This is a genomic window from Streptomyces sp. cg36 (genome assembly GCF_041080675.1).
Classification (GTDB): Bacteria; Actinomycetota; Actinomycetes; order Streptomycetales; family Streptomycetaceae; genus Streptomyces.
Window position 1 is genome coordinate 7,783,014 of sequence record NZ_CP163520.1, and the last position, 22,081, is coordinate 7,805,094.

25 protein-coding genes are annotated in these 22,081 nt (G+C 72.0%); 13 read left to right on the forward strand and 12 right to left on the reverse strand.

What is annotated here, in order from left to right; all coding sequences use genetic code 11:
- Positions 1 to 83 precede the first annotated feature (83 nt).
- Positions 84 to 1,733: a hypothetical protein gene (locus AB5J87_RS34275; protein WP_369382610.1), complete on the reverse strand. Its 1,650-nt coding sequence runs from the start codon at positions 1,731 to 1,733 to the stop codon at positions 84 to 86.
- A 167-nt stretch (positions 1,734 to 1,900) separates the two neighbouring features.
- Between AB5J87_RS34275 and AB5J87_RS34280 the strand changes: the two genes are divergently transcribed.
- Positions 1,901 to 2,287, forward strand: coding sequence for a barstar family protein (locus AB5J87_RS34280; protein WP_369382611.1), 387 nt, complete (start codon positions 1,901 to 1,903; stop codon positions 2,285 to 2,287).
- Between the two features lie 316 nt (positions 2,288 to 2,603).
- Here AB5J87_RS34280 and AB5J87_RS34285 read toward each other — a convergent pair whose 3' ends face one another.
- A complete protein-coding gene (locus tag AB5J87_RS34285; protein WP_369382612.1) occupies positions 2,604 to 3,473 on the reverse strand; it encodes a class II glutamine amidotransferase in 870 nt (289 codons plus the stop codon).
- Between the two features lie 87 nt (positions 3,474 to 3,560).
- Complete coding sequence (locus AB5J87_RS34290) at positions 3,561 to 4,988, reverse strand: glutamate decarboxylase (RefSeq protein WP_369382613.1); 1,428 nt, start codon at positions 4,986 to 4,988, stop codon at positions 3,561 to 3,563.
- Positions 4,989 to 5,250: 262 nt separating this feature from the next.
- Between AB5J87_RS34290 and AB5J87_RS34295 the strand changes: the two genes are divergently transcribed.
- Entirely contained in the window at positions 5,251 to 5,913 is a 663-nt protein-coding gene (locus AB5J87_RS34295) for a GNAT family N-acetyltransferase (protein ID WP_369382615.1), read from the forward strand.
- A 24-nt stretch (positions 5,914 to 5,937) separates the two neighbouring features.
- Here the strand turns inward: AB5J87_RS34295 and AB5J87_RS34300 are convergent, their stop codons facing one another.
- A complete protein-coding gene (locus tag AB5J87_RS34300; RefSeq protein WP_369382616.1) occupies positions 5,938 to 6,270 on the reverse strand; it encodes a hypothetical protein in 333 nt (110 codons plus the stop codon).
- A 130-nt stretch (positions 6,271 to 6,400) separates the two neighbouring features.
- Positions 6,401 to 7,177: a class I SAM-dependent methyltransferase gene (locus AB5J87_RS34305; RefSeq protein ID WP_369382617.1), complete on the reverse strand. Its 777-nt coding sequence runs from the start codon at positions 7,175 to 7,177 to the stop codon at positions 6,401 to 6,403.
- A 441-nt stretch (positions 7,178 to 7,618) separates the two neighbouring features.
- Between AB5J87_RS34305 and AB5J87_RS34310 the strand changes: the two genes are divergently transcribed.
- The 3 genes from AB5J87_RS34310 to AB5J87_RS34320 all read left to right on the forward strand — a co-directional run bounded on the left by AB5J87_RS34310 (position 7,619) and on the right by AB5J87_RS34320 (position 9,175).
- Entirely contained in the window at positions 7,619 to 8,059 is a 441-nt protein-coding gene (locus AB5J87_RS34310) for an ATP-binding protein (RefSeq protein WP_369382619.1), read from the forward strand.
- A gap of 254 nt (positions 8,060 to 8,313) precedes the next feature.
- Positions 8,314 to 8,523, forward strand: a complete 210-nt coding sequence (locus AB5J87_RS34315; RefSeq protein ID WP_369382620.1) for a hypothetical protein — start codon at positions 8,314 to 8,316, stop codon at positions 8,521 to 8,523.
- A 349-nt stretch (positions 8,524 to 8,872) separates the two neighbouring features.
- Positions 8,873 to 9,175 carry a hypothetical protein gene (locus tag AB5J87_RS34320; RefSeq protein WP_369382621.1) on the forward strand — a complete coding sequence of 101 codons (303 nt, stop codon included), beginning with the start codon at positions 8,873 to 8,875 and terminating at the stop codon, positions 9,173 to 9,175.
- 161 nt (positions 9,176 to 9,336) lie between these two features.
- Here the strand turns inward: AB5J87_RS34320 and AB5J87_RS34325 are convergent, their stop codons facing one another.
- From AB5J87_RS34325 to AB5J87_RS34335, 3 genes are all read right to left on the reverse strand, one after another.
- Positions 9,337 to 9,909, reverse strand: coding sequence for an antibiotic biosynthesis monooxygenase (locus AB5J87_RS34325; protein ID WP_369382622.1), 573 nt, complete (start codon positions 9,907 to 9,909; stop codon positions 9,337 to 9,339).
- An 81-nt stretch (positions 9,910 to 9,990) separates the two neighbouring features.
- Positions 9,991 to 10,332, reverse strand: a complete 342-nt coding sequence (locus AB5J87_RS34330; protein ID WP_369382623.1) for a GNAT family N-acetyltransferase — start codon at positions 10,330 to 10,332, stop codon at positions 9,991 to 9,993.
- 71 nt (positions 10,333 to 10,403) lie between these two features.
- Positions 10,404 to 11,327, reverse strand: a complete 924-nt coding sequence (locus AB5J87_RS34335) for a pirin family protein (protein ID WP_369382625.1) — start codon at positions 11,325 to 11,327, stop codon at positions 10,404 to 10,406.
- 87 nt (positions 11,328 to 11,414) lie between these two features.
- On the opposite strand from AB5J87_RS34335, the gene AB5J87_RS34340 reads away from it, so the two are divergent.
- The 3 genes from AB5J87_RS34340 (at position 11,415) to AB5J87_RS34350 (ending at position 14,165) form a co-directional block, all read left to right on the forward strand.
- Positions 11,415 to 11,915 carry a carboxymuconolactone decarboxylase family protein gene (locus AB5J87_RS34340; RefSeq protein ID WP_369382626.1) on the forward strand — a complete coding sequence of 167 codons (501 nt, stop codon included), beginning with the start codon at positions 11,415 to 11,417 and terminating at the stop codon, positions 11,913 to 11,915.
- A gap of 151 nt (positions 11,916 to 12,066) precedes the next feature.
- Complete coding sequence (locus AB5J87_RS34345; RefSeq protein ID WP_369382627.1) at positions 12,067 to 12,870, forward strand: alpha/beta fold hydrolase; 804 nt, start codon at positions 12,067 to 12,069, stop codon at positions 12,868 to 12,870.
- Positions 12,867 to 14,165, forward strand: a complete 1,299-nt coding sequence (locus tag AB5J87_RS34350; RefSeq protein ID WP_369382628.1) for a PP2C family protein-serine/threonine phosphatase — start codon at positions 12,867 to 12,869, stop codon at positions 14,163 to 14,165. Before AB5J87_RS34345 ends, AB5J87_RS34350 begins: the two co-directional genes overlap by 4 nt.
- Before the next feature lie 177 nt (positions 14,166 to 14,342).
- Here the strand turns inward: AB5J87_RS34350 and AB5J87_RS34355 are convergent, their stop codons facing one another.
- Positions 14,343 to 14,516 carry a CsbD family protein gene (locus tag AB5J87_RS34355; protein ID WP_369382630.1) on the reverse strand — a complete coding sequence of 58 codons (174 nt, stop codon included), beginning with the start codon at positions 14,514 to 14,516 and terminating at the stop codon, positions 14,343 to 14,345.
- A gap of 317 nt (positions 14,517 to 14,833) precedes the next feature.
- On the opposite strand from AB5J87_RS34355, the gene AB5J87_RS34360 reads away from it, so the two are divergent.
- Positions 14,834 to 15,496, forward strand: a complete 663-nt coding sequence (locus AB5J87_RS34360; protein WP_369382631.1) for a deoxynucleoside kinase — start codon at positions 14,834 to 14,836, stop codon at positions 15,494 to 15,496.
- A gap of 29 nt (positions 15,497 to 15,525) precedes the next feature.
- Positions 15,526 to 16,224, forward strand: coding sequence for a DNA alkylation repair protein (locus AB5J87_RS34365; protein ID WP_369382633.1), 699 nt, complete (start codon positions 15,526 to 15,528; stop codon positions 16,222 to 16,224).
- A 104-nt stretch (positions 16,225 to 16,328) separates the two neighbouring features.
- On the opposite strand, the gene AB5J87_RS34370 is transcribed toward AB5J87_RS34365, so the two are convergent.
- A complete protein-coding gene (locus AB5J87_RS34370; protein WP_369382635.1) occupies positions 16,329 to 16,574 on the reverse strand; it encodes a chaplin in 246 nt (81 codons plus the stop codon).
- A 207-nt stretch (positions 16,575 to 16,781) separates the two neighbouring features.
- Here AB5J87_RS34370 and AB5J87_RS34375 point away from each other — a divergent pair, with 207 nt between their 5' ends.
- Positions 16,782 to 18,098: a phospholipase D-like domain-containing protein gene (locus AB5J87_RS34375; protein WP_369382636.1), complete on the forward strand. Its 1,317-nt coding sequence runs from the start codon at positions 16,782 to 16,784 to the stop codon at positions 18,096 to 18,098.
- A 27-nt stretch (positions 18,099 to 18,125) separates the two neighbouring features.
- Here AB5J87_RS34375 and AB5J87_RS34380 read toward each other — a convergent pair whose 3' ends face one another.
- Complete coding sequence (locus AB5J87_RS34380) at positions 18,126 to 19,094, reverse strand: hypothetical protein (RefSeq protein ID WP_369382637.1); 969 nt, start codon at positions 19,092 to 19,094, stop codon at positions 18,126 to 18,128.
- A 164-nt stretch (positions 19,095 to 19,258) separates the two neighbouring features.
- Positions 19,259 to 19,828 (reverse strand): TetR/AcrR family transcriptional regulator, encoded by a 570-nt coding sequence (locus tag AB5J87_RS34385; protein WP_369382638.1) that lies wholly within the window; start codon positions 19,826 to 19,828, stop codon positions 19,259 to 19,261.
- A gap of 71 nt (positions 19,829 to 19,899) precedes the next feature.
- Here AB5J87_RS34385 and AB5J87_RS34390 point away from each other — a divergent pair, with 71 nt between their 5' ends.
- Together AB5J87_RS34390 and AB5J87_RS34395 are read left to right on the forward strand one after the other, a co-directional pair.
- Positions 19,900 to 20,793, forward strand: coding sequence for an NADP-dependent oxidoreductase (locus AB5J87_RS34390; RefSeq protein WP_369382640.1), 894 nt, complete (start codon positions 19,900 to 19,902; stop codon positions 20,791 to 20,793).
- A gap of 211 nt (positions 20,794 to 21,004) precedes the next feature.
- On the forward strand, positions 21,005 to 21,928 hold the full coding sequence (locus AB5J87_RS34395; RefSeq protein ID WP_369382641.1) for a universal stress protein: 924 nt from the start codon (positions 21,005 to 21,007) through the stop codon (positions 21,926 to 21,928).
- Positions 21,929 to 22,081: the final 153 nt, after the last annotated feature.

Genomic DNA, 22,081 nt, shown 5'->3' on the forward strand with positions numbered 1-22,081 from the left:
ACTGCGGGAGGCTTCCGCTGCCACCGACACCCCGTACGCGCGCACTGCTTCCCCGCGACGGGCCCGGGGGCAGGACCGGACCGCTACAGCAGCCCGCCCAGTGGCCAGACCCGTTCGGCGAGCCTTCCGCGGAGGGTTCCGGCCTCGACGTCGACATCGGCCTCCGTGAGCCAGTCGGCCGCGATCAGCAGTGCGGCGTGCTCGGCGAGTTCCTCGGTCGGTACGGCGCAGAACGCGGACATGCGCTCCAGGCCGAGTCCGTCGCCTGCGCTGTCCCCGGCCTCGCCGAGACGCCCGTCGGGGCGGATGTGGGCGGCGGTGTACAGGGCGAGGAGCCGGGCGGGTGCGGCCGGCTTCCTCTTGCGGAGTCTGCGGTCGCCCGACGCCTTCTGGGCCCAGCCCGAGATCCTGGAGCGGGTGGTCTTGCCGAAGGCGAACGGACAGGGCTCGTCGGGCAGGAGCGAGGGGACGACGACGGCGGCCGGGTCCTCGGGGCGGGAGGCCAGCGCCTCCTCGACCGTGCCGGGCAGACGCAGCCAGTCGGCGGCGACCAGCTGCTCCACCACCCGTTCGGCATCCTCCTGCAGCCAGCCGGTCAGGTCCTGCCCGGTGATGTTCCCGGTCCCGGTGCGCGCGCAGCGCAGGGTGAGCATGAGCACCGCGAGGTGCACCGCGGCCTCGTTGCTCGGGGCAAGACCGGGGACGTGGTCCAGTACCGTACGGGCATGGGCGGCCTGACCCCGGGTCAGCAGCCGCTCCACCGGCGGGCCGTCCCCGCTCGCGGCGGCGCCCCCGGGGCCGCCGCACCGGTTCTCGTGCATCTCGCGCGTGGTCTGCGCCGCCTTGCGGGCCCGGTGCGCCTCGCGGCGCAGGGAGCCGTCACCGGTGACATCGGCCCACTGCGCGAAGGCGACGGCCTTGCGGTCGTGGAGGTCGGCGAGCAGGGAGAGGTCGGGCGCGGTGCGCTGCTGGTAGGCGCGGAACTCGTCCCCCAGTTCGATGAGTTCCACGCGCAGGGAGTCGGGCCGGAGATCGTGCGGTACCGCCCGTTGCGCGATCTTGCCTTCCTGCTGCGGCTGCGGTGAGGCGTCACCCGGTGAAGTCGTGCGGGCGGCGGGGACCGTAGGAGGGGAGGACGGGGTTGCGGTGACCGGGGTGTGGTCGGAGAACACCGCCGTGGCACCGCCCACGGGCCCACTCGGCTCGGCCGCCCGGCCGGCGGGCCCGCCCTGCGGGGCCGCCTTGTCCGGGGCCGGTCCGGCCGGGGCGGTGCGGGGCGGCGGGGGAGCGGTGTCCAGGACCCGGCAGTCACCGGTGGCCGCCGCGCACCGCGCACACGTCTCCGCGATCCGCCACAGCCGTCCGGCGCGGTCGGCGTGCACCGTGAGGACCACCGGGCCCCCGCACCGCACCGCCGCCGCCGCGGGCCGCGCACCGCCGCGGTGTCCGTCGAGGGTGTCGGGCGTGTGCCAGGCGCAGTCGGCGGCGCGGCAGGCGCACCACACGTCGCCGCGCGGTCCGCCGCCCGAGCGGACGTGCGCCAAGTGCCCGTTGACGTGCTCCACCGCGCCCTTGCGGGCCTGGGCCGCGGTGGTGAAGCGCTGGTCGGCGCAGGCCGGCCGGGAACAGGAGAGCCGGACGGTGCCCGCGGAAGGGCGGCCGTAGGGGGCCAGACGCACCGTCCACACCCGCCCGGTGACGCGCCCCTGCTGCGTGTCGGCCTCCACCGCCATGTACGACTCCCCGCGTTGTGAGATCTGTTGTCCGGGACATTCCCCATCATCGGTGAAGGAGTCCGATCAGCCCTCGAAAAGCGGAAGTTCGCTCCCGGCGTGTCTGCTTCGGACCCACCCGACGATATTCGCGGCAGGACGGCGGCCGTCGGCTTTACGCTCATTGCGTGAGCATGATCTACGTACTCGACGGCAGGCGGATCCATTCCCTGGAGGACTTCTGGCGGGTGATCGGCGAGAGCGTGAACGGGCCGGGCGGCTATTTCGGCAAGAACCTCGACGCCTTGGCCGACTGCCTTCATGGCGGATTCGGCACTCCGGACGACGGCGACTTCCGATTCGAGTGGCACGACCACGAGGAGGCGCGCGAGGCGCTCGGACACGCGGAAACGGCACGGCAGTTGGAGAGGCGCCTGGCGCACTGCCATTTCACCAACCGGGAGAGCGTCGCGGCGGAGCTCGCCGCCGCGAGGGAGGGCCACGGCCCGACGGTGTTCGACTGGCTGGTCGGGATTTTCGAGAGGGAGGCTCCCGGGCGGCTGCTGCTTCGCTGAGTGGGCGCCTGACCGAACGAGCCGTTGGTACGGTCCAGGAAGTGCGCGCAGCCTTCGGGCTCGAACGTACGCGACTGTGTGGCGTGGGCGACCGGAACCCTGGTGAGGGGCGCGGCGATCGCAGAGCCTCGCGTTCGTGCGGATCAGGAATTCAGGGTCCGTGACGGCGGTACTCCGTATTCCTTGCGGTATTCCCCCGCGAAGCGGCCGGGGTGGGCTGTCCGGCACCGTCCGCAGGGCCGAACTGCCAAGGCGGTCACGGCTCGCCATCAGACGCCGTGCGGGTGGCGCTCCAACGTGATGGCGGTGCCGGACCCTAGGCGGCGCGCTGCGAGGCGGCGGCCTCGGGGCGCAGGTCGGCGAGGGTGAGCCGATGCGTCGGAGGGTCGGGGAGCACGACGTGCCGGGTGACCCGCAGATCGCGCCGAACGTGCAGCAGTTCGCCGGGTTCCATCAGCTCCCAGTCGGGGTTGTCGTCCATGGGCTCGCTGGCCACCACCACCGCGGGGTGCCGGGCCAGATGCGCCGAGTGCATGCGCATGTGTCCGTGGCTGCCGCTGTGGTCCAGGTGGCGGGTGCCGTGCCGGCCTCCGGCCGGGCGGCGCAGGACGTACAGCGGATGGGTCTCCGGGTACCGCAGCGCCCACAGCTCCTGGGGGGTGGTGATGACGAGGTTCAGGGCGAACAGGGGCAGGTTCCGCGCGATCCACCGCGCCGCGTGCTCGATTCCGGCGGCGAGATCGCCCCCGTGGCCCGCGGTCTCGCGTGTGATCAGGGTGAAGAACCGCTCGGAGTCGGTGGCGCCCCGGACCAGGGCACGGTCGGGGCCCAGCCGTTCGTCGAGCCGGTCGAGGTCCTCGATGACCCCGTTGTGCGCGAACAGGCGTCCCTGCTGCTCGAAGGGGTGGGTGTTGCGGCTGTCCAGTCCGCCGGTCGAGGCGAAACGGATGTGCGCGAGGAAGGTGGCCGACTGGACCTGCCTGGCCTCCTGGGCGAAGTCCCGGTCCTGGTAGGCGGCGAGCGGTGCCTTGTGGACCACCGGCGTGCCGTCCGAGGTGAAGTACCCCAGCCCCGTGCCGTCCGGCTCGCGGTGGCTCTGCCGGCTCAGGCTGTCGGGGGCGTCCAGCAGCCAGAACGTGGCGCGGCTGCGCTGCGGGGCGCTGCTCAGACCGAACAGACGGCACATGTCTCTCTCCCTGGGGTGCGCCCGGTCCGTCCCGCCGGGTGGCGGGACGGTGGCTGGAGGCCCGCCGGGTGGCCGGTGGCGGCCGGATCAGCGGCGGGCCGGGCGGTGCGGGTGCTTCGTCTCCGCTCCATGGGCGAACCCTCCGGCGTCCTCGGCGTCGCGCTGCGGCTCTCGCTGTTTGCCGAGGCGCGCGACCACTCGGCGCAGGTCTTCCAGGAGCAGGTCCGCCAGGTCGTGGCTGAAGCCGTTGCGTACGACGATGCGCAGTGCGGCGAGGTCGGTGCGGTTCTCGGGGAAGGTGTAGGCGGGGACGAGCCAGCCGCGCTCGCGCAGGGCGGCGGACACGTCGAACACGGAGAACGCGTCGATGCCCTCACGGACGCGGAACGCGAACACCGGGATGTCGCTGCCGTCGGTGATGAGCTCGAAGGGGCCGAGCTTGGATATCTCGCCCGAGAGGCGCACGGCGATGTCACGGCAGGTCTGCTGGACCCTGCGGTAGCCGTCGAAGCCCAGGCGCAGGAAGTTGTAGTACTGGGCGACGACCTGTGCGCCGGGCCGCGAGAAGTTCAGGGCGAAGGTGGGCATGTCCCCGCCGAGGTAGTTCACGTGGAAGACCAGATCGTCGGGGAGCGCGTCCTCGTCGCGCCACAGCGCCCAGCCGACCCCGGGCATGACCAGGCCGTACTTGTGGCCGGAGGTGTTGATGGAGGCCACGCGCGGCAGCCGGAAGTCCCACACCAGGTCGGGATCGAGGAAGGGGGCGACCATCGCCCCGGACGCTCCGTCGACGTGGATGGGAACGTCCACGCCCGTACGGGAGTTGAGGTCGTCGAGGGCGGCGGCCAGCTCGGCCACGGGCTCGTAGCTGCCGTCGAAGGTCGAGCCGAGCACGGCGACGACGCCGATCGTGTTCTCGTCGCACAGCTCCGCCGCCTTGTCGGGGCTGAGGTGGTAGCGGTCGCCCTCCATGGGTACGTAGCGCGGCTCGACCTCGAAGTAGTCGGCGAACTTCTCCCAGCAGATCTGCACGTTGATGCCCATGACGAGGTTGGGGCGGTCGCAGGGCCTGCCCTCGGCGCGACGGCGCTGCTGCCAGCGGCGTTTGAGCGCGAGGCCGCCCAGCATCGCCGCCTCGCTGGAGCCGGTCGTCGAGCACCCGATGGCGTTGCGCGGATGCTCGGCGTGCCACAGCCGCGCCAGCATGTGCACGCACCGGGCCTCCAGCTCCGCGGTCTGCGGATACTCGTCCTTGTCGATCATGTTCTTCTCGGCGCACTCGGCCATCAGCCGCAGCGCCTGCGGCTCCGCCCAGGTCGACACGAACGTGGCCAGGTTCTGACGGGCGTTGCCGTCCAGCATCAGTTCGTCGTGGACCAGCTGGTACGCCGTGTCCGGTGCCATCTCCCCGTCCGGGAGCGCGTAGCGCGGGGCGTGCACCGGTTCGCGGCTGAAGAGCGGGTTGATGTCGAGGTCCCGGTCGTTGCCCCGGTGCCGAGGGTGCTTCACGGGCATGCGTGCCTGCCTTGTCTGTTCGCGCCTGCGGAGTGAACCGTCCTTGTCGTATCGGGTTCCCCCAGCCGGATCCGCCAATCCGCGTCGCCCCTGCGGCATGAGCGCGGTACCGGCACGGCATCGGCAGAGAAAAACAGGGTGACCTGTTGGCTATCACCTCAAACATCTATAGTTTAGGTGAGCCTAACCTAACAACGCCTCGTGTGCTCCGCCCAGGACGCCCACGGGCTCCGCCCGCCTGCCCGCGCGAAGGAACAGCCGTATGAGACCCGAGTCCACCGTCCTCGATTCCCCCCTGCCCCCCGCGCCTTCGCGCGCGGACGCGTACACGGAGACCGTGGAGGGCTTCGGCGCCCTTCGCTTCACCCCGGTCGATCCGGCCGCCGACTGCGCGGTGCTGCACTCCTGGGTCGTCCAGGAGCGGGCGCAGTTCTGGGGCATGAACGGCGCGAGCCGGGAACTGGTCCAGGAGATCTACGAGGACGTGGACCGCCGCGACACCCACCACGCGTTCCTGGTCCGCCTCGACGACGAGCCGGTGGCGCTCTTCCAGACGTACGAGCCGACCGAGGACCGCGTCAGCGAGTGCTACGAGGTGCGTGAGGGCGACATCGGCGTCCATCTGATGCTGGCCCCGGTCTCCGACCGCCCCCGCCCCGGCTTCAGCCGCACCCTGGTGGGCGCGCTGATCCGCTTCACGTTCCGCGACCCGGCCGTCCGGCGCGCGGTGGCCGAGCCGGACGCCCGCAACGAGAAGGCCCTCGCCCTCCTGAACCGCCTCGGTTTCGTGCGCCAGGGCGAGATCACCCTGCCCGAGATCGACCTGCCGGAGGTGTACCTCCCGCAGAAGCGGGCGGTCCTGGCCTTCCTCGACCGCCCGGCCGTACTCCCGCCCGCGGTGGCCGTGGTGGTCCAGCAGGCGTAGCCGGACCCCCCCGGGGGGCGCGTCCTACGCCTCGCCCATGGCGGCCCGTTCGCCCTGTACGTACGGGTCCGACTCGACGTCGTAGGTGCCCGCGTGCCCGGCCAACTGCTCCACGATCCGTTCCCACTCCGCGAGTTCGGCGGCCCGGCGCCCGCCGTCCGGCTCCTGCGACGGCTCCCCGATGTCCTCCGGCGCCGGGCTGTCCGCGCGCGCCGCCAGCCGGTGGAACGCCTTGGCCGCCTCGTGATGGGTCATGCCCTGGGCCTGACGACGTACGGCGGCCCGCCCCGCGTGCTCGGCCCTGGTGGGCCCCGCCACCGCCGACTCGGGATTGGGCAGCGGCTGTTCGTACGTCATCCTCGGCTCTCCCTCTGCTACGGACGGCGGCGTTCGCGCCGCCTCGCTCCCGTGTCCCTACCCCGACTTCGCCGACATAGCTCCGGGACCCGCCCGGAAGGGCGGCGCGCGCGGTTGTGGCCGCCGGGCGTCAGGGCAGAGCGCGCAGGAGGACCAGGGAGCCGTCGTAGAGCGGGCGGTGGCGCAAGTGGCCGAAGGCTTCGTCCCAGGCGCCGGAGCACAGGGCGCGGCGCAGCGAGACGTCGAAGTCCCGGCGTGCGGCGTCGTCGATGAAGCTCCAGGCCGAGCAGGCTTGGCGGGCCGCGGGGTCGAGGAGCATCTCCGGGCGGCCGTAGTACGCCTCGTTGAAACCGTCGGTGCAGTCCAGGGGGATCGGCACGGGCTCGACGGTGACGGTGCCGCCGAGAGCGGCGACGAGACGGTCGACGGGCGGGTGGCGGCGGGCTTCGATCTCCAGGACGTCCGGCGCGTACTCGTACAGCCAGAAGTCGCGCACGCGCGCGGGATCGCAGGTCAGGACGGCGACGGGGCCGCGGGTGACGCGGCGCATCTCGCGCAGCCCGGCGACGCTGTCGGACCAGTGGTGGATGTCGAAGAGGGTCATGGCGGCGTCGAACTGGCCGTCGGCGAAGGGCAGGTCCTCGGCGACGGCGTCGATGGCGGTGGCGAGCTGGGCCGGGCGTCGCACCCGCAGGGCCGGTGAGGGCTCCACCGCGGTGATCGCGCGGTCCTCGCTCTCGTAGGAGCCGGTGCCCGCGCCGACGTTGAGGACGGTGCGCGCGTCACCGAGGGCCTGGGCGATGACCCGGGCGATGCGCTCGTCGGGGCGGTGACCGACGCGGTGGCCGGAGCCTGCGGCGCCGAGGCCGACGCCTGCGGTACTGCCGTGGTACGTGCGCATCACCATGGGGACCTCGCCTTGTGGGCCTGGACCGGGACCTGGGCCGGGGCGGTGGCCTGCGCGCCCCGGACAACTTCTTCATCTTGCATCTGCGAGGCGATATCGCATAGAGGATTCACTCATGCTTGGTCCATCTGCCAAAAGGCCCGGCAGATGCGATGGTGCGTTTGGAGGTTCGCTCGGACGTGCTCCGGGTCCGTCGCCGTCCGGTCGGGGTGTTTCCGGCACATGCGGGCAGAGGACTCCCACGGCCGCGCCGTCGCGATCGGGAGCCCGGGGGATGGTGCGGTGTCGGGCGGGATGCGATCCTGGCGGACGCACGGATCACGCCAAGAGCGCGTGCCGCCAGGACGTGAGGGCGTGGGGCGTGAGCGAGGGGAGTGAGGGCGAGCGGTGGGGGAACTCTTGCAGAGTGAGACCGGTTGGGGCGAGGGCGGTGGTGCCCTGATGCCCGACGACGAGGAGCTGTCCGTCGTGCTGGACGGGAGCGGCCCGTGCATCGCCGAAGCCCGCCACCGGGCCGCCGAATTCCTCGCCGATGCCCGGCTCACCCGTCGGGACGCCGTCTCGGCCCGCCAGTCCGGTCTGGTGACGCTGGTGGTGAGCGAGCTGGTGACCAACGCCTGCAAGTACGCGCCGGGCCCCCTCGCCATGGACCTGCGCATCCGGGGCGAGGTGCTGGAGGTCTCCGTGTGGGACGGCGACCCGGTCCTGCCCATGGCCCGCGCCGCCGGCCCCGGCCGGGTGGGCCAGCACGGCCTGGAGATCGTCATGGCCGTCTGCGAGGCGTTCGAGGCGCGCCGGGAGGACACCGGCAAGCGCATCACCGCCCGTATCGCCCTGACCGAGGAGCGGGCGGGCGCCCGCCGCCCCGACCCGGGGGCCTGATCCCGCCCCCTGGCGGGGAGTGAGGCTAGGCCGCTCTTCTTGCTGCCGGGGCCGGAGTGGCGTGTGCCGGTCCACCGCGCACCGTCGGGGTGGGGTGGGCCAATCGGATGCCTTGAGCCGTGTGCACTCCGTGTGGGCCGTCGGTGCGGCGCCGACGTGGAGGAGCATGGCGGCATGACGTCCCGCCCGTACAGCGCCGCCGGCCCCCCGAGCGGGAGCGGGGCGCCGCGCGCGCGAAAGCGGGGGCGGGCGCGGTGACGCTGTGGCGCGAGGTCCTGACCGCCCTGAACGGTCCGCACACGGCGGGCCGTGAGCACGTCCTGGCCCGTGGGGCCGCCGCCCTCGCGCGCTCCAGGGCCCGGCCGGGCGGTCCGGCCGCGGAGGACGTCCGGCGGATCGCCCTGGAGGAGTTCGGCGTGCTCCTGGACCCGCTCGTCGCGCAGGCGGCTCTGGAGTCGCGGTGACGGCGAGCGGGGCGCGTCGGCCGTGAGCGCAGTGCGTCGACCATGAACAAGGTGGGCCGACTGTGGCCGGGCGCGTCCGGGTACGGGCCACCGAATGGTCCCGCCGCGCGACGGAAGCGATGCCTCCGCACAACGCAAGGGCTGCCTCCGTACAACGGAAGCGACGCCTCCGTACAGCTGTTAGCGGGCTGTTAGGGGTGCTTGCCAGCCTTCTCCCCGTCGGGTTCCCGATGACTTCACCGGTGTGGTCGGACAGGACGGCCGCACCGTTCCACCGGCTCCGCGTCCCGGGCGACCGAGGGCGCGCGGAGCCTGCTTCAGAAGGGGGATTGCCATGAAGCGACTGCGCATGGCAGGTACCGTTTCCACCGCGCTGGCCGTTGCGGCCGGGGCGATGCTGTTCGCCGCGCCGCAGGCGGGAGCGGCGAGCAGCTGCCACGCCTACAACCGCAGCGACGGCGCCGGCGTGGGCTGGTGCGACCACGAGAACGGCCGCTGGCGTGTCCACGGCTACTGTGCCAACGTCAGCGGCGTGCGCGGCCCGTACACCGGGACCGAGGGTGGCCGCTCCGGTGGCCAGGAGTGGGCGTCCATCCTGAACTGCGGCATGGGCGGCGGCGCCGTGAACATGTGGGTCGAGGCGTACGGCTGAGCCGGTACGGCCCGGTGAACCGGCCCGTTCCCCCGCGGCGGCGGTGGGAGCGGGCCGGTTCCGCGTTCGCGGACGGGCCGCGGACAGCTCACGACGTCGGCTGCTCGCGACAACGGCCGCACGACGTCCGCTGCCGCGATGTCGGCCGCTCACGACACCGGTTACGAGGTGAGCCAGCCGCGCAGCAGCCTGCTCACGGCGGGCATCGCCAGGTACGTCATGAGCGTGTTGAAGACGCAGGCCGCGATCGCGCTGCTGAGCAGGAGCGGGAGCGGGGCCAGGCGCGGCATGAGGAAGAGGCTGCCGAGCACGGAGATCGGGTAGATCGCCAGGGTCGCGCTGACCGCCATCTTCCAGCGGGGCGGCGCGGGCCGCGTGGAGCCCGGCTTGGCGAACCACGTTTCCATGCCGGTCAGTTGGCGCCGCGCGATCTCCGTGTGGTGGTGCCCCTCGCAGTCGGCGAACCAGGCCGCCCGCTCCGGCGACTCCTGCCAGGTCCGGCACGCCTCCCTGTTCTGGAAGCGGTGCACCAGGAACCAGGGCGCGTCGCCGCCGGAGGAGCGGAAGAGGCCGTACCCGAGGTGGCCGGGAAAGGCCGCCGCGGTCTCCAGGATGCCCTTGGCCCACAGCTCGAAGAGGGCCTCGTGGCCGGGCTCCACCCGGCGGGCTATCAGGAGGGTCACTTCTCCCGTGTCGGCGGGGACGGTGGCGTGCTCAAGACTGGCCGCGGTCACACGAACTCCTTGTGATCTCACCGCGCCCGCCCACACCTTACGTGTTCCCGGCCGCCACCGGGGTGCGGGGGAGCGGTGCCGTCAGCGCCCGAGCCGGGCGTCGAGCCACTCCCGGGCCTCGGGGGTCACCGGGTCGGTGATGTCGGCGAACTCGGTGTGCTTGGTGAGGAACTTGGCCACGTACGGGCAGATCGGGACGATCCGCATCCCGGCCTCGCGGACGTCGCCGAGGGCCTGCTCGACGAGGATCGCGGCGAGGCCCTGTCCGGCGTACGCGTCGTCGATCTCGGTGTGGAAGAAGACCCGCTGGTTGTCGCGGTCGCGGTAGGCGGTCAGCCCGGCGGGGTTGCCGTCGACGAGGATCTCGTAGCGGTGGCGGGCGTCGACGTGACGGACGACGGGGCTGGTGGTCTGCTCGCTCACGGTGGCTCCTTGGCTTGCTCGGTACGGGGTGACTTGCTCGGGAACGGGGGTGGCCTGCTCGGGAACGGGGTTCAGCGGCGGGAGGGGTTCTTGCGCGGGGTGATGACGGCGTTGGGCAGGGCGGGGGCGGGCAGGCGGTCGCCGGGGTAGCCCTCGACGCTGCCGAACCGGTCGGAGTGCTCCTCCCACGCGGTGCGCGCCTCGACGATGTCCTCGTGGCTGCGGCCGATGAAGTTCCACCACATCACGATCTCCTCCTCGAACGGCGGGCCGCCCAGCAGGACGGCCCGGGCCGGCTGGCCGGAGTCGTTGACCAGGGACAATCGGCCGCGCCCGGTGCCGGCGTATCCGAGTTCGGCGGGGCGCAGGGCGGTTCCGTCGAGGCGTACGTCGCCCTGGTCGACCAGCAGCCCGTGTTCGAAGTCCGGGTCGACGTCGAGGTCGAGGGCGGCTCCGGGGTCGAGGACGATCTCGGCGCCGAGCAGCGGGGTGTGGGTGTGGACCGGGGAGGTCTCGCCCGCCAGGGTGCCCAGGAACACCCTGATCCGGGCCCCCTCGACCCGCAACTGCTCGGGGGCGTGGTGCTGGAAGTCGCTCGGGGCGTGGCGGTGTTCGGCGGGCAGGGCCACCCACAGCTGGACGCCGTGCAGCACGGTGGTGGCGGGGGTGGAGACCTCGGTGTGGGCGATGCCGTGTCCGCCGGTCATGAGGTTGAGTTCGCCGGGGCGCACGAAGGCGTGGGTGCCCAGGCTGTCGCGGTGCTCGATCTCGCCGCTGAAGAGCCAGCTGGCGGTCTGGAGGCCGGTGTGCGGATGCGGGGCGACGTCCATGCCGCCGGAGTCGGCGACCGGGTCGGGGCCGTAGTGGTCGGCGAAGCACCAGGCGCCGATGAGCGTGCGGGCCCGCTGGGGCAGGGTGCGGCGTACGGTCATGGCGCGCGGTCCGCCCAGCGGGACGTCCCTGGCGGTGAGGATCTCGACCCCCGTGTCAGCCATGTTCCGACCTCTCTTCACCTAGGTGGTTTCGTTTTCAATAACTGTGGATGATCATAGTCCTGATCACAACAGGCGAAGGAGTACAGGGTGAGCGACACGACACGCACGGCGGACGCCTCCCCGGCCACCGGCCGGATCTACCTGGACAAGCGGAGCCCCGCCGCGTACCAGGCACTGGTGAGGACCGCCGACGCCGTGCGCACGACGGCCGCCGAAGCCGGCCTCGACCGGCTGCTGGTCGAACTGGTCAACCTGCGCGTCTCCCAGCTCAACGGCTGCGCCTACTGCCTCGACGTGCACACCCGTGCCGCGCTCAAGGCCGGTGAGAGCACCCGGCGGCTCGGTGTGCTGGCGGCCTGGCGCGACACCGAACTCTTCACCGCCCGCGAGCGCGCGGCCCTCGCGCTGGCCGAGGCCACCACCCACCCCGCGCACGCACTCGCCCAGGAACGGGCCTACGAGGAGGCGCGCGCGGTGCTGGACGAGGACGAGATCTCGGCGGTGATCTGGGTGGCGATCGCCATCAATGCCTTCAACCGCGTCTCGATCCTGAGCAAGCACCCCGTACGGGAGAGCGCCGCCCGCTGACGACGGGGAACGGGAAGCGGGCCGGACGGGCCCAACTTCGGCGCAGGACCGTCCGGTTGACGTGCGCCTACCCCGTGGCGCCGCACACCTCGCGAACCGGACGCTCGCGGGGTGCGCGGGGAACGGGCGCGGAGGTTGAGAGACTGTGCGCATGGACATCGCGCGCAGGAACAACGTGACCGTCATGGGGAACCCCCGGGGACCGGCGGTGGTACTGGCGCACGGCTTCGGATGCGACCAGAACATGTGGCGTCTGACGGTTCCCGCCCTGGCCGAGGAGTACCGGGTGGTGCTGTTCGACTACGTGGGCTCGGGCCGCTCGCAGGCGTCCGCGTTCTCGGCGGCGCGCTACTCCTCCCTGGAGGGTTACGCACAGGACGCGGTCGAGGTGTGCGAGGCGCTCGACCTGCGCGACGCCGTGTTCGTCGGGCATTCGGTGAGCGCGATGGTCGGCGTACTGGCGGCGGAGAGGGCACCGGAGCGGATCGGGGCGCTGGCGATGATCGCCCCTTCGCCGCGCTACATCGACGACGAGGGGTACCGGGGCGGGTTCAGCGCCGAGGACATCGAGGAACTGCTGGCGTCACTGGAGTCGAACTACCTGGGCTGGTCGGCGACGATGGCCCCGGTGATCATGGGCAACGCGGACCGGCCCGAGCTGGGCCGGGAGCTGGAGAACAGCTTCTGCGCCACCGATCCCGACATGGCGCGCGTCTTCGCCCGCACCACGTTCCTCTCCGACTCCAGGGACGACCTGAAACGTACGCGGGTGCCCACCCTGGTGCTGGAGTGCGCCCACGACGTCATCGCGCCCCGCGAGGTCGGAGCCTTCGTCCACGCGGCGATCCCCGGTTCGCGGCTGGTCACCCTGGACGCCACCGGACACTGCCCGCACCTGTCCGCGCCCGGGGCGACCAACCAGGCGCTCACGGCCTTCCTGGCGGCGCGGCGATGACGTGCCGCACCGGCCAGCAGCCCGAACCGCAAGGCACCGCAGGCGAGGGGACACCGGACGCGGCGTTCGCCGCGCTGCTGGAGGACAGCGCCGAGGAGCTCTACGAGTCCGCGCCGTGCGGATATCTGTCCACGCTGATGGACGGCACCATCGCGAAGATCAACACCACCCTGCTGGACTGGCTCGGCCTGGAACGCGCCGCCGTGGTGGGCCGCATGCGCTTCACCGACCTGCTGACGGTCGGCGGAAAGCTGTACCACGAGACCCACTTCGCGCCGCTGCTGCGGATGCGGGGCCAGATCAGCGCGATCGCCCTCGACATCAAGCAGACCGGCGGCGGCCGGATTCCCGTACTGGTGTCCTCCGCGCTCAAATGCGACAGCAACGGCGAACCGCTGCTGATCCGCACCACCGTCTTCGACGCCCGGGACCGCCGGGCCTACGAGGAGGAGCTCCTGCGCGGACGCAAGGCGGCCGAGGAGGCGCGCAGACAGGCCGAGGCGGACCGCGCCCGACTGCAGGACGCCCTCGCCGCGCTCCAGCAGTCGCTGCTGCCCGACAGCCTGCCGCCCGTGCCGGGCATGGAGACGGCCGCCTACTACCACACCGCGTCCCCCGACCGGCTCGGCGGCGACTTCTACGACGTCTTCCCCGTCGACGGCAAACGCTTCGCCTTCTTCCTCGGCGACGTGTGCGGCAAGGGCCCCCAGGCCGCCGCACTCACCTCGCTCACCCGCTACACCCTGCGCGCCGCCGCCGTGCACGACCCCGATCCCGTCGCCGCGCTCACCACCCTGAACACGCTGCTGCACGAGCGCTACGCCGACGGGGGCGACCCGCGCTACTGCACGGCCGTCTTCGGCACCCTCGAACCCGACGCGGAGACCGGGCGGACCGCCGTCCACCTGGCGTCGGGCGGCCACCCGCCGGCGGTGGTCCTGCGCGGCGACGGCACGGCCGACTTCCTGCCCACGCCCGGCGGCCTCCTCGTGGGCATCCTGCCCGCAGCCCGCTTCACCACCGCCACCACCGTCCTCCACCCCGGCGACACCCTGCTGCTCTACACCGACGGGCTCACCGAGGCGCGTACCGGCCAGGACCGCACCAGCCTCTACGGCGACGACGCCCTCCTCGCCTTCGCCACGCGGCACGCCGGTGAACCGCCCCACGCCGTGATGCGGGCCCTCACCGGCCTGCTGCAAAGCTTCGGCAACGGCCTCGACGACGACACCGCCCTGCTGGCCCTTGGCGTACCCGTACCCGCCACCGGGCCGCGCACCGGAAGCACCGCATGAACCCGCTTCGGCCTCGACCAGGTCTTCACCATCCGGCCGGCCGGCCCGACCGCCGTGCGCGGCGACGCCGCCGGGCCGAGGTGAGCGGTGAGCCGGTCCGATGTGAGCGGCGACATGGGAAGCGGCCCCCCAGTCGGGGGCCGCTTCCCATGTCGGGTGTCGCGCGAAGACCGGGTGTCAGCGCTTGAAGACGTCCTTGGCCTTCTCCTTGGCCTGACGGGCATCGCCCTTGCTCTTCTCGGCCTGTCCCTCGGCAGCCATGCGCTCGTTGCCGACGGCCCGGCCCGCGGACCCCTTGACCTTGCCCTTTGCCTGCTCGACCTTCGCCTTGGCCTTCTCGTTGGCGCTCATGAAACGGGCCTCCTCATCAGGTCGTCCGTGTCGCTGTCGCGATACCCCGCAGGTGCCCCGACCCTCACGCGACAAACACGGAGATGCCATCAGCGGTGTGCGCGGCGATCCAGGCGTGCCCGTGATGTCGCTGTCCGTGAGCGCCCGTGAAGGGAAGCGGCCCGCGCACCGGGGACCGCCGAAGGCGCTGGCGGGGGAGGGCCGAAGGGCCGTCTATTCTTCAGGGTGGCCGCGAGCGGGTGGGCACATCGCGGCAAGCGGTACCTGTGCGGTGGCCGGGGGCCCGCGTACAGAAGACCAACGGGGAGAAGTGAGGGATGGCAGTGATCTGCGTCGGAGGCATGATCGGGATCGGCAAGACCAGCGTGGCGGAAATGCTCGCCAAGGAGCTGGGCAGCACCGTCTTCTACGAGAGCGTGGACGACAACCCGATCCTTCCGCTGTTCTACACGGCGAGCCCCGAAGAGATCCAGGCCAAGCGCTACCCCTTCCTGCTGCAGCTGTACTTCCTGCAGACGCGGTTCGCCTCGATCAAGGAGGCGTACAAGCAGGGCGACAACGTCCTGGACCGCTCCATCTACGAGGACTGGTACTTCGCCAAGGTCAACCACGACCTCGGCCGGATCAGCTCCCTGGAGATGCGGGTGTACGAGGGGCTGCTCGCCGAGATGATGCGCGAGATCGACGGCCTGCCGTACCGCAAGGCGCCCGACCTCATGGTCTACCTCAAGGCGGACTTCGAGACCGTCCTGCACCGCATCGGCCTGCGCGGACGCGACTTCGAGCAGGACGAGGCCCTCGTCGAGTACTACCGCACCCTCTGGTCCGGCTACGACGAGTGGGTGCACCAGCACTACTCGGCCAGCGACGTCCTCGTCGTCGACATGAACCACACCGACGTGGTGAACAACCCGGCGGACGCGGCCCGGGTGGCCCAGGAGGTCAAGGAGGCCCTGGCCACGGCCCGGCGCCGCGGCTGATCCCGGTCCGCCGCCCGTAGCGTGTCCCCATGGCTCCCCGCATCCCGCCCAGCGCCCTCGCCGACACCGTTCTGGCACGGCTGACCACGGTCTATCCGACCGGTGCCGACGAGCACCGCGCGGGCGAGATGTTCGCCTACATGAAGGGCGTCGCGCCCTTCCTCGGCATCCGGTCGCCCCAGCGGAGGACGCTGTCGCGGGTGGTGCTCGACGGGCTGGCACGGCCTGCCGAGGCGGACGTCGCGGCGGTCGTGCTGCGGTGCTGGCGGCTGGAGGAGCGGGAGTACCACTACTTCGCCGTCGACTACGCGCGGCGGTACGCGGCGCAGTGCTCGGCCGCGTTCCTGCCGGTGGCACGCCACCTCGTGGAGAGCGTCTCGTGGTGGGACACGGTCGACCACCTGGCCGCGCACGTCGTGGGGCCCCTGGTCGCCGCTGACCGGGACCTCGTCGCGGTCATGGACGAGTGGATCGAGGACGAGGACCTGTGGGTCGCGCGCACCGCGCTGCTCCACCAACTGCGCTACAAGGAGAACACCGACAGCGACCGGCTCTTCTCCTACTGCCTGCGCCAGAGTGGGCACCCGGACTTCTTCATCCGCAAAGCGATCGGCTGGGCCCTGCGCGAGTACGGCAAGACCGACCCCGGCGCGGTGCGTGCGTTCGTCGAGGACGAGCGGGGGAGGCTGTCCCCCCTGTCCGTACGCGAGGCGCTCAAGCACGTGTGAGGCGACCCGCCCGGACGGGCGGCGCCGGCATGAGGCCCGCGGGGCAGCTCGGCCCTGGAAACAGCGCTGGTCCCAGGGCCGAGGAATACGGCTCGCCGGGATCGTCAGTCGCCGTCCGACTCGCAGGTGTTTCCGACGGACGGGTTCAGCAGCGCGATGATGTCGATCGTGTTGCCGCAGACGTTGATCGGGACGTCCACCGGAATCTGGATGACATTCCCGGACAGGACACCGGGCGAGTCCTCGGCCACGCCGTTCGGCGGCACGGGATCGGCGGACGCGACGCCCGCGGTGCCTATGAGGGTGGTGGCGGCCAGAGCGGTCGCGGCGAGTGCGGTACGAATACGCACGAGTTCCTCCTGCATGTGAGGGGGTGAACCTCCACCCTCACCGCGCCCGGCCCCCGGGGGAAATCGCGTGGGCCGATGGGGTGAATGTGTGTGGGGTGCGCGCAGCTCGCACAAACAGGTCCGCCCGGCGCGGAATTCTCCCGGTGCCCGTCTCCGGCGGACGGGTGGTCCGCAGCCCTGTCCGTATGGCTGGATACAGTGTGCGGCGTGAAGACGACCCGATCCCTGCTTGTCCTGGCGCTGGGGATATCCCCCCTGCTCACCGGCGTTCCCGCCACCGCCGTCGCCGATCCGGCGCCGCTGGTCACCACCGGCGCGGTGTTCAACAACCCGGCGGGGGACACGGCCGCCCAGGACGCGGTGTTCGGGCATCTGGCCCGGCTCGTCGACGGGGCCCAGAAGGGCTCGGACATCAGGATGTCGATGTACGTGCTCGGTTCCGACTACCTCGCGGCCCGGCTGACCGCGGCGCACCGGCGCGGGGTGAACGTCCAGGTCGTCCTGGACAACGAGAGCCTGCTGCACTGGGCGGGCAAGGTCACCTACCCGAAGCTCGCCGAGGGCCTCAAGCCCGTGCCGGGGTCGGGCACTTCATGGGTGCGGGTCTGTGCGGAGAACCAGGCGTGCCTGGCCAAGGACCCGAACCCGAACGACTCCTTCCACGGGGTCAACCACAACAAGTTCGTGCTCTTCTCCCGCACCACCGGCAGTGGCACGGGCACGGTGCCGGTCGACGACGTGGTGGTGCAGACATCCGCCAACCAGACCCCGTGGGACCGCCAGCACGCCTTCAACGACGCGCTGACCGTGGTGGGCAACACCGCGCTGTACACCGCGTACACCGGCTACTTCAACGACCTCGCCGCCGCCCAGGCCGGGACGAAGGCGCGGGTCGCCGACTACCCGACGGAGTATCCGGCGGGCGACGCGAAGGCGTACTTCTTCCCCCGCGCCGCCTCCGACCCGATCATGAACATCCTCAACACCGTCGACGACCCGGTGAACGGACAGCCCGCCTGCCACGGGAACTCCCCGGGCCACGGCACCGAGGACGGCCGCACCGTCGTGCGGGTCGCGATGCACCAGATCACCCGCCCCGAGGTCGCCAAGAAGCTCTGGGAGCTCGACGACGCGGGCTGCTACGTCGACATCGTCTACCGCTACCTCGACGTGGCCGGGGCCGGTACGGCGATCGCCGACCAGCTCGCCAAGCCGACCAGGTTCGGCGGGATCGCGCTGCACCGCCTGGACGACGCGGACGACGGCGACGCCAACCCGGCGACGAGCAACGCGATGGCCACGCACTCCAAGTACCTGCTGATCGACGGCACTTACCTCGGCAAGGCCGACCAGAAGATCGTCTTCACCGGCAGCCACCCGTACACGAAGAGCGCGCTGACGACGAACGACGAGGCGCTCCTGAAGTACGACGACGCCGCGGTGCACGACGCCTACCGGGAGAACTTCCGCGCGCAGCGGGCGCTGGCCGACCAGCAGACGGCCCGCGTCGGATCCGGCGGTTGAGGAGGCGGACGCACCGGCGTTGAGACGTCAACTGCCGTTGCTGGAAACGGCAGTTGACGTCCTGTTTGTCGCCGGGTCCTCGCGCAAGGCCGCATGCAGCCGTGCGTACGTGGGGGCGAGTTCGCGCAGTCGGGCTGCGGCGGCCCGGTCGTCGCCCTGTACCAGTGGGTACTGCAGGCCGCCCAGAATCCGGGCCTGGCGGCGCGCGATGGAGGCCGCGTGCGGCAGTTCGAGCTCGTCCAGGCAGGTGGCCGCGTCGTTCAGCCTGCGTGCGCCCACCCGGACGCCGAAGTGGGTGAGCAGCGTGCGTACCGGGGAGGGCAGGCCCTGGGCGGCCATGTCGGCGAGCGCTTCGACGGCGGCGGCGCCGCCCAGGGAGCCGGGAGGCATGGGCAGGTCGTCCCGGCCCGCCAGCCAGCGTGCGGCCGTCGGCAGCGACTGCCGGAGCGCCTCGGTGGGGGAGACCCGGCGCTCGCGCGTGAAATGGGTCCGCAGGACGAACGGGGCGTCGAGGTAGCCGATCGACTTTCCCTCCCACGCGGCGAGGAACGCCGGGGTGGGCATGGTCGCGTAGGGGTGGCCGTGCGGGTCGTGGAGCTCGGTGGTGTCCTCGTCGACGGCGAGCACCACCACGTAGTGGTCGCCGCCGTCGGCGTTCGGCGTACCGGGCTGGTACAGGAGAAGCCCCATGTCCACCGGCCCGGCCAGGACCGGGCCGCGCGAGCACGCGGCCCGCAGCCGTTGGAGTGCCTCGGCGGGCGTGCCGCCCTCGGTGCGCTCACAGCTCCAGCCCAAGTGTGCGATCGCGGAGTCGAGGCCGATCTCGGGGTGCCAGCCGTAGGGGTCGAAGAGCGGCAGGGATCCGGCGATGAGCTGGGCGCCGAACGGTGAGCCGGTCAGGGTCTCGATGACGGCGGTGGAGGGGGACTCCGAACCGAGCGCCATGGCAAGGGAGTTGGCGTAGCAGTAGGGGCCGGAGCCGGTGTAGTCGAGCACGGGGAGCCCTTCGCGAAGACTGCGGTGAGCCCTGCCCCGGCGGATTGCCGGGCAGGTGGGAGCAGTCCACCGCCTCACATGGTGTGAGGGTCAATTCTGCCTCCCGCGTCCCGGTTGGCCGGGCGTCGCAAGGGCGGGCGGTCGATCCCTTCGGGTGGCCCGCGTCAGGCGGCTTCCCAGGCCGCCTCGATCATCCGGAAGGTCTCGTCGAGCGCCGTTTCGGGGTCGGCCGTCTCGCGGGCCAGTGCGTAGGCGTCGATCACGAACCTCGCGATCGTCCGGCAGGCGGTGGCGCTCTGCGGCAGGCCGGGGTCGGCGACGAGGGCCGCGGCCAGCGACTCCGCGTGGCGCAGCCGCATCGACTCCTCGTACTCCCGCAGCGCGCGTGACTCGTCGATCATGCGGTAGACCGGGGCGGAGCCGTCCGCCGTGCAGTGGCGGACCATGCCCAGGACCTCGCGGTGCAGTGCGGGGATGAGCGGTTCGTGCGGGGCCCGGTCGGTGACGGCCCGTGTGAGCCGTTGTTCGAAGTCGTCGTCCTGCTCGAAGACCAGTGCCTCTTTGGAGGCGAAGTGGGAGAAGAGCGTGGTGACGGCCACGTCGGCCTCGGCGGCCACATCGCGGATGCCCACCGCGTCGTACCCGCGTTCCAGGAAGAGCCGCAGCGCTGTGTCGGCGATCTTCTGGCGGGTGGCGGCCTTCTTGCGTTCACGGCGTCCGGTCGGCACGGTCATGCCGCTGACACTACCAAATCCAAATCCGTAACCGTTTCAAAAGCCTAACCGTTAGTGTTACGGTCGGCCCCATGAAGAAAGTGAGCTTCGCCGAGTTCGGCGGCCAGGACGTCCTGCACCTCACCGATGCCGAGGAGCCCCACGCGGGCCCCGGCCAGATACGCGTCGCCGTGCGGGCGGCGGGTGTGAACCCCGTCGACTGGAGGATCCGGGAAGGCCAGTTCCAGCAGACCCGCCCGATCGAGCTGCCCTCCGGAATCGGGCAGGACGCCGCCGGGGTGGTGGACGAGGTCGGCCCGGGCGTCGAGGGGGTCGAGGTCGGCGACCACGTGTTCGGCCGGGGTGTGAGCGCGTACGCCGAGTTCGCCGTCCTGTCGGCCTGGGCCCGGATGCCCGAGGACCTGACCTTCGAAGAGGCCGCCGGGTATCCGTCGGTGGTGGAGACCGCGCTGCGCATCATGAGCCAGGCCGGTGTGCGGCCCGGGCAGACGCTGCTGGTCAGCGGCGCGTCCGGCGGAGTCGGGTCGGCGGTGCTGCAGATCGCGCGCGAGCGCGGCATCACGGTCATCGGCACGGCCGGAGCCGGAAACCAGGAGTACCTCCGCGAACTCGGCGCCCTCGCCACGACGTACGGCGAGGGCTGGGTCGAACGGGTGCGTGGCCTCGGCGAGGTGGACGCGGCACTCGATCTGGCGGGTTCGGGCGTGATCCGCGAACTCGTTGAGCTGACCGGGGACCCGGACAAGGTGATCTCCATCGCCGACCTCGGCGCACCGGAACACGGCGTCCGGTTCTCCGGTGTGACCGGAGACGTCCCGCAGGCCCTCGCCGAAGCCGCCGATCTCATCGCACGGCAGCGACTCCGCATCCCGGTGGAGAAGTCGTACCCGCTGGCCGAGGCGGGCGCCGCGCAGGCCGACAGCCAGGCCGGACACACGCGCGGGCGGCGGGTCCTCGTCGTCTGAACCGTGCCCGCCCCCACCGCCGCCTTGCCCGGCGAGCAGCGCCGACCGGTGCCCGCGCCGGGAGGGGGCACGTGGGTGATGCGGCGGCCACCCTGCCCGGCGCCCGCCGGACCCGCGGCCGGGTCGGGACCGTTCGGCCCTCCCGGCCGGGGCGGTGCGGGGAGCAGTCTGGAGCTGTCCGCCAGCTCCCAGGCCCCTCCCGGAGGACGTCATGCCCCGTCAGGCCATCGCCGGAATCGACGGCTCGCCCGAGTCGAGAGCCGCTGCCTTCTGGGCGGCACACGAGGCGGCACGGCGGGGGCTCTCCTTGCGGCTGCTGCACGTGTGGCAGCCGTGGACGCCCGCTTTCGCGAACGCCCCGATGGGCGACGCGGTCGTACTGCCGGAGGGGCCCGACAACGACGAACTCCGGGCCGAACGCATGCTGGACGACGTGTACGAGCGGGTGCGCGACGCCCACCCCGGCACGGACGTCGTCGCGGAGCAGATCCCCGGCCGGCCCGTGGACATCCTGAGATCGGCGTCGGACGAGGCCGAGGTGCTGGTCCTGGGGTCAAGGGCGCTGGGCACTCTGGCCGGCTTCCTGACGGGGTCGGTGTCGATGGCCGTCCTGGCCCACGCACGGCGGCCGGTCACCCTCGTCCGGCAGGGACCGCCGATCGAGGAAAGCTGTCCTGCCTGCGCCGACGACGCGGTACGGGACGGAGGCGGATCACGTGATGTCGTGCTCGGACTCGACCTGTCACGTCCCTGCGACGAGTTGATCGAGTACGCCGTCGGCGCCGCGGCGGCCCGGCAGGGCGCACTCCGCGTCGTCCACACCTGGAGTCCGCCGCCGATCTACGGGTACGACCCCGCGGCGGTCGACCGGCGCCACGTCGAGGCCCTGGGAGCCGAGGAGAGGAACGTGCTGGAGGAGATGATGTCGCCGTGGCGCGCCAAGTTCCCCTCGGTGCCCATGGAGTTGGGGTGTGTCGTGGACCGGCCCGCCGAGCGTCTCGTCGAGGCGGCCGAGGGCGCCGCGCTGCTGGTGGTGGGCCGCCGGATCCGAGGCGGTCTCCTCCACATCGGGCCCGTGACGCACGGAGTGCTCCATCACGCCCGAGTTCCCGTGGCGGTCGTGCCCCATCGCTGAGGTCCGCACCCGCCGCTGTCGCGGGCCGAAGCGGCGGGAGCGGACGGCCGACCCTTGCCCGCGGCGGGCCGGTTAGTCCCCCGTACAGGCGCCGGCGGCCCGTGTACGCCGGACGCGAACCATTCCCAGGACCCGTACCCGCGCCGAACGCGC